Source organism: Streptomyces sp. NPDC040589, assembly GCF_055594445.1.
The window spans coordinates 249,260-260,381 of record NZ_JBVIWP010000008.1; the positions used below are offsets into that span (position 1 = coordinate 249,260).

The window sequence follows — 11,122 nt, forward strand, 5'->3', positions numbered from 1 at the left end:
TTATCACCGTACGCCGTGTTTGAGGCACCGGTTTCCGGTCAGCCCTCGTCGGCCGACTCCCGGGAAGCCGCCTCCGCCGCCTTCGCGGCCGCGCTCCCCGGACGCTTACGAGCCACCCAACCCTCGATATTCCGCTGCTGACCACGGGCCACGGCCAGCGAACCGGGCGGCACATCCTTCGTGATCACGGACCCGGCGGCGGTGTACGCACCGTCCCCCACCGTGACAGGCGCCACAAACATGTTGTCCGAGCCCGTACGGCAGTGAGAGCCGATGTTCGTGTGGTGCTTCTCCTGGCCGTCGTAGTTCACGAACACGCTCGCGGCGCCGATGTTCGACTGCTCACCGATCGTCGCGTCACCCACGTAGGAGAGATGAGGCACCTTCGTCCCCTCCCCGATCGTGGCGTTCTTCGTCTCGACGTACGTCCCGATCTTGCCCCTGGCGCCCAACCGGGTCCCCGGACGCAGATACGCGTACGGCCCCACCGACGCCTGCGGACCCACCTCGGCGCTCACGGCCACGGTGTTGTCCACACGCCCGCCCGCCCCGACCCGGGTGTCGGTCAGCCGCGAGTTGGGCCCGACCTCCGCGCCCTCGCCGAGATGCGTCGCGCCGTGCAGCTGGGTGCCCGGGTGGACGACGGCGTCCTGCTCGAAGGAGACGGTGACGTCGATCCAGGTCGTCGCCGGGTCGATCACCGTGACGCCCGCGAGCATGGCCTCGGTCAGCAGCCGGTCGTTGAGGATCCGGCGGGCCTCGGAGAGCTGCACGCGGTTGTTGATGCCGGCGATCTCCCGGTGGTCGCCGGCCACGGAGGCCCCGACCCGGTGCCCGGCCTCGCGCAGGATCCCGAGCACGTCGGTGAGGTACTCCTCGCCCTGGCTGTTGTCCGTGCGCACCTTCTTCAGGGCGTCGGCGAGCAACTGGCCGTCGAACGCGAACACACCCGAGTTGATCTCACGGATCGACCGCTGGGCGTCGGTGGCGTCCTTGTGCTCCACGATCGCGGTCACGGCGCCGGTGTCGTCGCGGACGATCCGGCCGTAGCCGGTCGCGTCCGGTACCTCGGCGGTCAGCACGGTCACCGCGTTGCCGTCGGCGGAGTGGGTGGCGGCGAGGGCGTCGAGGGTCGCGCCGGTGAGCAGGGGAGTGTCCCCGCACACGACGACGACGGTCCCGTCGACGGATCCGCCGAGCGCTTCGAGTCCCATCCGTACGGCGTGCCCGGTGCCGTTCTGCTCTGCCTGTACGGCGGTGCGGACGGCGGGGGCGATCTCGCCGAGGTGGGCGGTGACCTTCTCACGGGCGTGGCCGACCACGACGACCAGGTTCTCGGGGTGCAGCTCGCCCGCGGCGGCGAGCACATGCCCGACGAGACTGCGGCCGCAGAGCTCGTGCAGGACCTTGGGTGTGGCCGACTTCATACGGGTGCCCTCACCCGCTGCGAGAACGACGACGGCTGCCGGGCGGTTGGCGCTCACGGGATGCCCTTCGGCTGTGGATGGGGTGGGGTTTCATCCGCAGGATACCGGGGGGTTTTGTGGGGGACACGAGAGCGGGCCCTGACTTGGCTGTCGCCGACCAGGGCCCGAATTTGAGCATGTGCTCCCCCGCCAGGACTCGAACCCGGACAGATGGCACCAAAAGCCACAGTGCTTACCAATTACACCACGGGGGAATAATCCCGACTAAACCGGACATTCAGTCAGGTCGCCGAGCGGCGCCTCCTACTATGCCGTACCAGGCGCCTTCCATGCGACGGTACAGGTCGGCGCTCTTGAGCACGTAGATGATCAGGCAGCCGCGATATGCCTCCGAGGTGTTCTTGCGGCTTGTCTTCGGGTTGTGCTTCTTGAGGGTGGCCTTCTGGAACGTGGCGGGTGCCACGCCGGCAAGGCCGGCCCAGAACTCTTCGGCCTCCTGCACATCGGCCGACTCGTGGATGCTCAGCCGAAAACGCAGGCGCTCGCGTTCTACGCCGAGTGTGTCCAGCCAGCGCAGGAAGAATCTGATGACGTTCGGGTCGCTGTTGATGAAATGCAGCCTCTCGCGGCGGCTGTACGACTTGTCCTTGGCGCCCTCTGCCCAGTAGAGGGCCACTCCTGCCAGGAATACTTCCCGGTCGGTCAGGTCGCCGACTGCTTGCTGGGCGACCGCCTTCGTGTGCTGTCGTTCCTCCTCGCGCCGTTGCAGCGTGACTTCCCAGCCGCGCCTCGCGATGGCCGACGCTTCCTCGGTTGAACGCTTGCGCTCAGGCTTCGGCAAGTCCCGCACCTACAACGAGATCGAACTCTTCGAGCACCCCAGCTCCACCTGGATCTGGTCGTACGTCCAGCCCTGGCGTCGGAGTTCCCTGGCCTTCTCCTTCAGGTCGTCCTTCGCGTTCGGGCGTTTCGTCCAGGCCGGGGGTGGCTCGCCCTCCAGGAGGCGGTTGAGGAGGTCGTTGTTGTCGACGTGCAGTCGGTCGCGGATCTGGCGGCGGCTCAGGCCTGCGCGTCGCAACTCCACCGCCCTCTCCCGCAACCCCTCGAAGTCGGCGTATTTGCCAGGTGCATGTGTCATACGCACACCGTCCGGGCGGAATGATGGCCTCCGGTATCGAACGGTGAGCGATTCAGCAGTTCGAGGGATATCGGGTGGTATTGCGTCTGAACGGTCACGGAGTGTGGTGTAGGCCAGTCCGGGAAACTCACCGGAAAACCGGCGGCGGGCGCCTTTAGGCTGGAGGGCATGACCGCGACGGGGGAAGACCATGTGACGGCCCGGGGAGGGCCGTGGTGGTGGGCCAGGCGGCGCAGTGCCGTGTTCGATGTGAGCCTGGCCGTGGTGTCCGCGCTGGAGTGCGGGTTCGAGGGCATTCCGTTCGCCAGGGACGCCGGGATCCCGGTGGCCGCGGGGGTGGTGTTCGGCCTGCTGGCCGGTTCCGTGCTGCTCGTGCGGCGGCGGTGGCCGATCGCGGTGGTGCTGGTGTCGATCGCCATCACGCCGGCCGAGATGGGCTTCCTGATGGGCATCGTCGGCCTGTACACGCTGGCCGCGTCCGAGTTGCCCCGGCGGATCCTCGTCTCGCTGGCGGGGATGTCGTTGGTGGGGACGCTCATCGTGACCTTCGTGAAGACCCGGCAGGACATGTCGCGGGGGGACCTGGACATCGGGGACTGGTTCGTGCCCTTCGCCGCCATCACGATGTCGGTGGGGTTCACGGCGCCTCCTGTGCTGCTCGGGCTGTATGTGGGGGCCCGGCGGCGGCTGATGGAGAGCCTGCGGGAGCGTGCGGACGATCTGGAGCGGGAGCTGCAGCTGCTCGCCGAGCGGGCGGAGGAGCGGGCCGAGTGGGCCCGGAACGAGGAGCGGACCCGGATCGCCCGGGAGATGCACGACGTGGTCGCGCACCGGGTGAGTCTGATGGTGGTGCACGCCGCGGCGCTGCAGGCGGTGGCGCGGAAGGATCCCGAGAAGGCCGTGCGGAACGCCGCGCTGGTGGGGGACATGGGGCGGCAGGCGCTGACCGAGTTGCGGGAGATGCTCGGGGTGCTGCGCAGTGGCGGGGACGAGCGGCGTGAGCGTGCGGTGTCGGTGCCGCTGGCGGCGGTGGGGGCGGCTGCGGCTGCTGCGGCGGCGGCTTCGCGGGCCGTCGACGACGAGGGGCCGTGTCTGGCGGAGATCGAGGAGCTGGTCGGGCAGTCGGCCGCCGCGGGGATGGTGGTGGATCTGTCCGTGGAGGGGGACGAGCGGTCGTATGCGCCGGAGGTCGAGCAGACGGCGTATCGCGTGGTGCAGGAGGCGTTGACGAACGTCCACAAGCACGCGGCGGGGGCGAAGACCTATGTGCGGCTGGCGCATCGGGTGTCGGAGATCGCGATGCAGGTGGAGAACGAGCCGGCCGAGGAGGCGGCGTCGTCGGCGCGGTTGCCGTCCGGGGGGAACGGGCTGGTGGGGATGAGGGAGCGGGTCTCCGCGTTGGGTGGGGTGTTCGTGTCGGGGCCGACGGACGCGGGGGGTTTCCGGGTGTCGGCGGTGATTCCGGCGTCGTAGGGCCCGTCGCTGCGGGGGTGGGTGCTAGCTCGCTGTCAGGCGGGTCGGTTCCGTGCCGGCGATGAGGGTGGACAGGGCCTGGTCGATGTCCTGGCCGAGGTACCAGTCGCCGGTGTGGTCGAGGGTGTAGACGCGGCCGTCGGTGTCGATGGCGACGAGGGACTGGCTGTCGGTCTCGGCGCCCAGGGGGCAGACCTCGGTGCCGAGGGCGCGGCCGAGGTCGCCGAGGGTGCGGGCCATGTGGAGGCCGTGCAGCGGGTCGAGGTGCAGGGTGGCGGGGGCGACCTGGCGGCCGGGGCCCGTGGGGGCGATGTGGAGTCCGCCGAATTCGGCCCAGGCCTCGACGGCGGCGGGGAAGACGGTGTGGCGGTGGCCCGCGGGTGAGACGTGGTCGCGGAGGGCGTCGGCCCAGTACTCGGCCTGCTTGATGTCCCAGCGTCCGGGTTGCCAGCCGGCGGCGCGCAGGGCGGCGTCGACGGGTACGCCGAAGCGGGTGGAGGAGGTGCGGTCGGTGTGCATCTGCCCGTCGTCTCGTCGAGGTTCTGGGAGCGGCGGGCGTGGGGTGCGCGCGCCGTGGGTGCCGGGTGCTTCGGGGGTGGGGTCGGGGTGGGCGTCAGTCGTTCTGGGTCGCCGGGTCGACTATGCGGACCCCGAAGTGGGCGCTGAGCGCGGTGCAGGCGCGGCAGGGGGTGGCGAAGGTGCCGTGGAGGGGGTCGCCGTCCTCGCGGATGTGCCGGGCGGTGAGTTTGGCCTGCTTGAGGGCTTTGCGTGCCTCGCCGTTGGTCATGGGTTTTCGTGCGGCGCGTTTGCTGCGTGTGGTGTCGGCCGCCGCGATGTGCCGGGAGATGAGGATGGTCTCGGCGCAGCGGCCGGTGAAGCGGTCGCGCTGGGCGCTGGTGAGGGTGTCCAGGAAGTCCTGGACGAGGGGGTGCAGGGCGGGGGGTGTGTCGCCGCGGACGGCGGTGCCGGTGAGGGTGGCGCCGCGGACGGAGAGGGCGGCGGCGACGGTGGGGAGGATGCCGTCGCGGCGGTGGTGGAGGACGGGGGCGTGGGCCGCTTCGGTGGCGCTCCAGCCGATGCGGGGATCGCCGTTGCGGGGGGCGCCGGCTCGTGGGTCGCCGTGGCGAGGATCGGTGCCTCGTGGGTCGCCGTGCCGCGGGTCGCCGTGCCGGGGGTCGCCGTTTCGTGGGTCGGCGGACCTGCCGGTGTGTGGTCCCGTCTGCGTCGCGTTCATGATCGTCTACCCCTCCGTGCATCCCCCCGGGGGTCACAGACTGCCAAATGCCGTGGCTGGTGCGGAAGCTGGGGCGCGGCGACACGCCCGTTCCGGGGCGTGTCGTCACGGTGGGGTGACGGCTGGTCACGGAAGCGGAGGGGGCGCCGACCGGTGCCGGTGACCGGTGTCGTCGTACCGCATAGGCTGTCGGCACCGCGGGCGATGCGGTGATCCGTTCGGAGATCGATGCAGTGAACCGGAGGGTGATCCGCGGGGTCGGCGCGTGCAGGGAAGTGCAGGGAACTGCAGAGAAGTCGAGACGGACAGTCGAGACAGACAGACGTGACAGTCGATACGGGTCGTAGTGCGCCAAGGGTGGTCAATACGGTTCGTACAGAGTGCCGCAGGGGGCAACCGCCATGACGACAGGTCGGCTCGGGCAGCAAGCCGCGCCGCCGAACGCGGCCTACGCCGGGCAGGTCGTGCATTTCCCGGACCCGGTCCGGGCGGCCCGTCACCCGAGAGGGGTACGGGTCGACGAGCGTGGCTACCCCGACTTCTCGCCCTACGCGCGCGCGGTCGCGGAGATCGCGGAGCCGCCGGAGGGGTTCGGCGTCGACGAGTTGCGGCTGACGGACTACGTGTCGGCGAACAGCGCGCTGTCGGCGTCCGGGAACGAGCTGTGGGACACGGTGCCCGCGGTGGCGACGCCGCACGGCTGGACCTGGCACCACGCGGTCGCCTCGCGGCGGCTGGAGCTGGTCCCGGTCGAGGTGAAGGCGCTGCTGCGGCATCACGGCGGCGTGGCGACGTCGGGTGTCGACCACGGCAAGCGGGGCACGCGCCCGCTCCAGGAGACGCGTCCGGCGCACTTCGGGCTGCCGAAGTCGGGTGTGGCCGTGACGGAGTCGCAGGTGCAGGGCGTCGAGGAGGAGCTCGGCTACCGGCTGCCGGGCGCGTACCGGTCGTTCCTGAAGGCGGCGGGCGGCTGCGCGCCGGTGGGTGCCGCGCTCGACGCGGAGCTGGGGCTGCTGGTCGACCAGCCGTTCTTCACGGTGCGGGACGAGGCCGCGGTTAATGACCTGGTGTACGTCAACAAGTGTCTGCGGGACCATCTGACCAAGGACTACCTGGGCATCTCCTTCGTCCAGGGCGGGCTGCTCGCCGTGAAGGTGAAGGGCGAGCGGATCGGCTCCGTGTGGTTCTGCGCGTACGACGACGCGCGGGACGTGGATCCCTCGACGCCGCCGGCGGAGCGGGTGGAGCGACTGCTGCTGCCGTGCGGGGACGACTTCGATGTCTTCCTGTCGCGGCTGGCGGGCAATCCGCCGGAGTTGGAGACGGTGGCGAACCTGATGGTGGACGGCGGGTTCGCGCGTGTGGTGCCGGTGGGTGCGGTGTCGTCCTCGGCTGTGGGGGAGTGACTTCGGCGATGGTGACCTTCGCTCAGGCGCAGGAGCGCGCGGAAGAGTGGATCAACGGCGACCTGCCGTCGTACCAGCATCGTGAGGTGCGGGTGCGGGAGTTCGACCTCGGGTTCGTGGTGTGGGCCGAGGACCGCTCGGACGGGCCCCGCTCGGACGGGGGCGCGCAGCGGCTGGTGATCGCCCGGGACAGCGGCGAGGCGACGCTGTGGCCGGGGTTGCCGGTGGGTGAGGTGATCCGCCGGTACGAGGAGGAGTACGGCCGTCCGGACGCGGTGGACGAGCCGGCGCCGGCGCCGCCCGCGCGGGTGGATCTGAACCAGACGTCCTTCCTGCTGACTCCGCCGGAGTGGTTGCAGGACGCGGCGGACAAGCTGGGGATTCCGGATCGGCGGGGGGCCGGGGCTGCTGCTTCTGCTTCTGCTGGTGAGTCCGCTTCCGGGAGTGGCGCGTCGTGGCCGGCCGCCGGGGGGAGTGACTCGGACGCGTCCGGTGCTCCGGGTGGTCCGGTGGCTCCGGCCGCGCCTGCCGGGGCGACGCCCTGGGCCGGTACGGACACCAACGGCGATGGCGGTGACGACCGTTCCGTACCGCTGCCCGCGACGGTCTTCGCGCCGCCGCTGAGCGAGGCCGACGACAGCACGCCGCCGCCCGCGACGGCATCCGACGCCAAGACGGCGCTGATCTCCGGCGGGAGTCAGCTTCCGCGGACGGCGGTCACGCCGGCGGTGGACGGGCCTCCGGCGGATGCGCCGAACGCGCAGGGTGCCGGGGCTCCGGCCGGTCCGGGCTACGGCTATCCGGGTGGGCCGGGCGCCGCTCCTGGTGGGCCGGGTACGCCGCCCCAGGGTGGGCCGGGTACGCCGCCTCAGGGTGGGCCGGGTACGCCGCCTCAGGGTGGGCCGGGTACGCCGCCCGGTGGGGTGCCGCAGGGGAGTACGCCTCCGCCCGTGCCGGGCGGGCAGCCGTACGGCTATCCGCAGCCGCCGGCCGGGCCGGGTGGGCCCGAGCGGCCGCTCGCGCCGAACGCCGGGGACATCGCCGACGCCGCGACCAGCAAGGCGACTCCGCCGCCGGGTCGTGGGCGGGGCACGGGTGCGACCACGCCGCCTCCGCCCGGCGCACCGGGTACGCCGGGTGCGCGGCCGGGCGATACGCCTCCGCCGTCGGGGCCCGGTGCGCCGGGGACTCCGGCGGGTGGGTATGTGCCGACGCAGATGGTGTCGGCGCTTGGTCCTGAAGGGCCTGGGGGTCCCGGTGGTCCTGGGGCTCCTCAGGGTCCCAGTGGTGCCGGGGGTTCTTCGGGGGCCGGGGTTCCGACGGGCCCGGGTGCGCCGCTGCCTCCGCAGCAGCCGCCGGGTGCGCCTGGTGCTCCTGGTGCGCCGCAGCCGCCTGGTGCCCCCGGTGGTACGCCCCCGGGCGGTGTCCACCATGCCGCCACGATGCTTGCCGATCCCGGTCGGACGGGCCCGGGTGCGCCTCAGCCCCCGGGGCCTCCTGGTGCGCCGGGTGCGCCGGGCGTTCCTGGCGCGGCCCAGCCTCCGGGTGCTCCGCATCCGCCCGGTGCTCCCGGTGCTCCCGGTGCTCCCGGCTTCCCGGGTGCGCCCGGGGCCGGTGCGGGGCCCGTGCACCATGCCGAGACCATGCTGGCCTCGCCGCCCCCGGCGGGCGGTCCCGGCGTGCCTCCGCCGCCGCAGGCCCCCGGCGCACCACCCGCCGCGCCGCCGATGCCGCCCGGCGCGATGCCGCCGCCCGGTCAGCCCGTCCCCGGGCAGCCGCCGGCGTACGGCTATCCGCAGCCGCCCGCCGGGCAGCCGACGGTCGGTCCCGGCTACCAGGCCGTGTTGCGCTACCGGGCGCAAGACGGTTCCGAGCAGCAGCTGATCCGGCGTTCGGCGCCGGGTACGCCGCATCCGGAGTGGCAGATCTTCCACGAGCTGCGGGCCATGAACGTGCCCCCGGACCAGGTGCTGGAGCTGCACACCGAGCTGGAGTCGTGCGAACTGCCGGGTGCGTACTGCGCGCGGATGATCCGGGAGCAGTGGCCGCAGGCGCGGATCACGAGCATCGCGCCGTACGGCACGGACCACGCGAGCCGGCAGCAGGGCATGCAGCAGCTGCTGGCTCACCAGGGCGAGTTGCACCAGGTGGCGGACGGCCCGGCGCGTCCGGCTCCGGTGCGTGCTCCGCTGCCGCCGGTGCAGGCGGCGCCGCCGGTCCCGCCGGAGGCCATCGCGCAGGAGCTGGGGGCCGCGTTCGGGCCGGGTGTGTTCCGGTTCGAGCAGGCCGCGGTGTCCCGTCAGGGGGTGCCGCCGGTCGTGGCGCACACACTGGTGGCGGCCGGTCTGCCGATGGACATGGGCCCGTTCTTCTGGGCGCAGGCGCAGCCGGGCCGGCCCGTTCCGACGCTGGCGGAGCTGGCGGCCGAGCGCGGTGTGCAGCCGGCCTCGGACGCGGGTTCCTATCTGGTGATGGGCAGCGACTTCGGCAAGGCGATCTGCGTGCAGTACGGCACGGCCAACATCGTCGCCGTGCCGGTGGAGGCGGGGCCGGGCGGGGCGCCCGTGCCGCCGCAGTTCGTGAACACCGGGCTGCCGGAGTTCGCGCGCTGTCTGGCGCTGCTCGGGCGGATGTGGCGGCTGCGGTTCGGGCTGAACCAGGAGCAGGCGGGCCGCTGGACCGTCGACTTCCAGGCCCAGCTGGCCGCGCTCGACCCGGCGGCACTTGGGTCGCCGGAGAGCTGGTGGTCGGTGCTGCTGGAGCAGATGTGGGACGGACTGCTGTGACACGTCGCCGCCGCTGACGTGCGGTGACAGAAGCCGGGCCCGGTCGTGCGACCGGGCCCGGCTTCTTCGTGCCGGGCCGGCTGTCACATCTCCTCGTGCCGCTTCGTCAGTGCGGTGACAGCGACGCACCGCCCACCCAGGAGGCAGAGATCATGCAGGCACGGATGACGAACCCGGCGTACGTCCTTCCCGGCGCGATGAAGGGCATCGGCACCCTCTTCCAGGCGATCGGGGAGGGTGGGCTGGGGCAGGAGCTGGCGGAGATGGTCGGTCTGCGCGCCAGCCAGATCAACGGCTGTGGCGCCTGCGTGCACGGGCACACCGTCAACCTCCGCAAGGCCGGGGTGAGCGAGGAGCGGATCAGTGCCGTCGCGGCCTGGCGTCACGCCCCCTTCTTCTCGGACGCCGAGCGTGCGGCGCTGAAGCTGACGGAGGCGGTCACACGGCTCGCGGACCTCTCGGAGGAGTCGGTTCCGGACGCCCTGTGGGACGAGGTGGCGGACCACTTCGACGAGAAGGAACTCTCCGGGCTGATCCTCACCGTCTCGCTCACGAACATGTTCAACCGCATCAACACGACGATCCAGGAGCCCGTCGGCACCACGTGGGGCTGACGGCCGTACGGTCCGGTCGTAGGCCCGTGACCTCTGTGCGGAGTGTCGCGTTATGAACACTTCTGCCTGATCCACCAAGATGTGCGCGAAATCATCCCGTTTCTTGTGCGGCTTCGCGTCGGTGAGGTGGAGAGGGGTTCCAGGATGAGCAGCGCGTCGGTGTCGCCGCACGGCTTCGTGGTCGGGCGGGGGCGCGGCTACCGTCCCGAGCAGGTGGACAGATACGCCGAGGCCGTCTCCCAGAATCGTGACGCGGCCTGGGAGCGGGCCGCCCGGCTGACGGTGCTGGCCCGGCAGATGGACGCGGAGCTGGCGCTGCTGCGGGAGACCGTGGCAGGGCTCGCCCCGCAGGACTACGAGTCCCTGGGTGAGGGGGCGCGGCGGCTCTTCGAACTCGGCCAGGAGGAGGCCGCGGCCGTACGGGACAGGGCGCGGGAGGAGGCGCGGCGCCTCGTGGAGGAGGCGCGGGCCTCCGCTGCCGAACTGTGCGAGTCCGCGCAGGCGCAGGCCGACGCCGTACGCGCCGACGCCGACGAACGGGCCCGGCAGCGGCTGCTCGTGGCGAGTGCGGAGGCCGACGAGATCCGTGTCTCGGTCCGGTGCGGGGCCAAGGAACAGCGAGGTGAGGCGCTGGCCGCGCTGCGGGAGATGCGGCAGCGCTCCTCCGGGATGCTCGCCGAGCGGGACAAGGAGCGTGCCGAGCGCTGGGCGGAGGTGGAGCGGGAGGAGACGGACCGGGCGGAGGCGCTGGACGCGCGGCACGCGGAGGAGGTGGCGTGCGCCGAGCGGGCCTTGTCCGAGGCGGAGCAGGCCTTGGCCGACGCCGGGGAATCGGCCCGGGTCCGGCAGGAAGAGGCGCAGGAGCGTGCCGCGGAGCTGGTCGCCCAGGCCCGGGAGCACGCGGACCGCGTCGAGGAGGAGACGGAGCGGCTGCTGCGCGCGCACGCGGAGCAGGGAGAGGATGTGCGGGCCCACATCGACCGTGTGCACGCCAGCCTGGCGGCGTGGGCGGGGCCGGCGGGGCCTGCGGGGGAGTGACACCGG

The 11,122-nt window shown here is 72.2% G+C and carries 8 protein-coding genes, 1 tRNA gene and 1 pseudogene; 5 read left to right on the forward strand and 5 right to left on the reverse strand.

What is annotated here, in order from left to right; all coding sequences use genetic code 11:
• Positions 1-38 precede the first annotated feature (38 nt).
• The 3 genes and pseudogenes from glmU to ACZ58V_RS31210 all read right to left on the reverse strand — a co-directional run bounded on the left by glmU (position 39) and on the right by ACZ58V_RS31210 (position 2,565).
• Entirely contained in the window at positions 39-1,484 is a 1,446-nt protein-coding gene (gene glmU, locus ACZ58V_RS31200; protein ID WP_468197736.1) for a bifunctional UDP-N-acetylglucosamine diphosphorylase/glucosamine-1-phosphate N-acetyltransferase GlmU, read from the reverse strand.
• A 124-nt stretch (positions 1,485-1,608) separates the two neighbouring features.
• Positions 1,609-1,681, reverse strand: a tRNA-Gln gene (locus tag ACZ58V_RS31205).
• Positions 1,682-1,704: 23 nt separating this feature from the next.
• Positions 1,705-2,565: pseudogene (locus tag ACZ58V_RS31210) on the reverse strand (hypothetical protein).
• 168 nt (positions 2,566-2,733) lie between these two features.
• On the opposite strand from ACZ58V_RS31210, the gene ACZ58V_RS31215 reads away from it, so the two are divergent.
• Entirely contained in the window at positions 2,734-4,038 is a 1,305-nt protein-coding gene (locus ACZ58V_RS31215; RefSeq protein ID WP_468197732.1) for a sensor histidine kinase, read from the forward strand.
• 24 nt (positions 4,039-4,062) lie between these two features.
• Here the strand turns inward: ACZ58V_RS31215 and ACZ58V_RS31220 are convergent, their stop codons facing one another.
• Together ACZ58V_RS31220 and ACZ58V_RS31225 are read right to left on the reverse strand one after the other, a co-directional pair.
• On the reverse strand, positions 4,063-4,557 hold the full coding sequence (locus tag ACZ58V_RS31220) for an SUKH-3 domain-containing protein (RefSeq protein WP_471294157.1): 495 nt from the start codon (positions 4,555-4,557) through the stop codon (positions 4,063-4,065).
• Positions 4,558-4,651: 94 nt separating this feature from the next.
• A complete protein-coding gene (locus tag ACZ58V_RS31225; protein WP_471294159.1) occupies positions 4,652-5,272 on the reverse strand; it encodes a YwqJ-related putative deaminase in 621 nt (206 codons plus the stop codon).
• A gap of 401 nt (positions 5,273-5,673) precedes the next feature.
• Between ACZ58V_RS31225 and ACZ58V_RS31230 the strand changes: the two genes are divergently transcribed.
• From ACZ58V_RS31230 to ACZ58V_RS31245, 4 genes are all read left to right on the forward strand, one after another.
• Positions 5,674-6,678 (forward strand): SMI1/KNR4 family protein, encoded by a 1,005-nt coding sequence (locus ACZ58V_RS31230; protein ID WP_468197726.1) that lies wholly within the window; start codon positions 5,674-5,676, stop codon positions 6,676-6,678.
• Between the two features lie 8 nt (positions 6,679-6,686).
• Positions 6,687-9,464, forward strand: coding sequence for an SUKH-4 family immunity protein (locus ACZ58V_RS31235; protein ID WP_471294162.1), 2,778 nt, complete (start codon positions 6,687-6,689; stop codon positions 9,462-9,464).
• A 152-nt stretch (positions 9,465-9,616) separates the two neighbouring features.
• On the forward strand, positions 9,617-10,078 hold the full coding sequence (locus tag ACZ58V_RS31240) for a carboxymuconolactone decarboxylase family protein (RefSeq protein ID WP_382832233.1): 462 nt from the start codon (positions 9,617-9,619) through the stop codon (positions 10,076-10,078).
• Positions 10,079-10,222: 144 nt separating this feature from the next.
• A complete protein-coding gene (locus ACZ58V_RS31245; protein ID WP_468197722.1) occupies positions 10,223-11,116 on the forward strand; it encodes a cellulose-binding protein in 894 nt (297 codons plus the stop codon).
• Positions 11,117-11,122 lie beyond the last annotated feature (6 nt).

Excerpts from the sequence above, each read along its gene's own strand:
- ACZ58V_RS31215 (WP_468197732.1), top strand. The coding sequence starts at position 2,734 with ATGACCGCGACGGGGGAAGACCATGTGACGGCCCGGGGAGGGCCGTGG.
- ACZ58V_RS31220 (WP_471294157.1), bottom strand. The coding sequence starts at position 4,557 with ATGCACACCGACCGCACCTCCTCCACCCGCTTCGGCGTACCCGTCGAC.
- ACZ58V_RS31225 (WP_471294159.1), bottom strand. The coding sequence starts at position 5,272 with ATGAACGCGACGCAGACGGGACCACACACCGGCAGGTCCGCCGACCCA.
- ACZ58V_RS31230 (WP_468197726.1), top strand. The coding sequence starts at position 5,674 with ATGACGACAGGTCGGCTCGGGCAGCAAGCCGCGCCGCCGAACGCGGCC.
- ACZ58V_RS31235 (WP_471294162.1), top strand. The coding sequence starts at position 6,687 with ATGGTGACCTTCGCTCAGGCGCAGGAGCGCGCGGAAGAGTGGATCAAC.
- ACZ58V_RS31240 (WP_382832233.1), top strand. The coding sequence starts at position 9,617 with ATGCAGGCACGGATGACGAACCCGGCGTACGTCCTTCCCGGCGCGATG.
- ACZ58V_RS31245 (WP_468197722.1), top strand. The coding sequence starts at position 10,223 with ATGAGCAGCGCGTCGGTGTCGCCGCACGGCTTCGTGGTCGGGCGGGGG.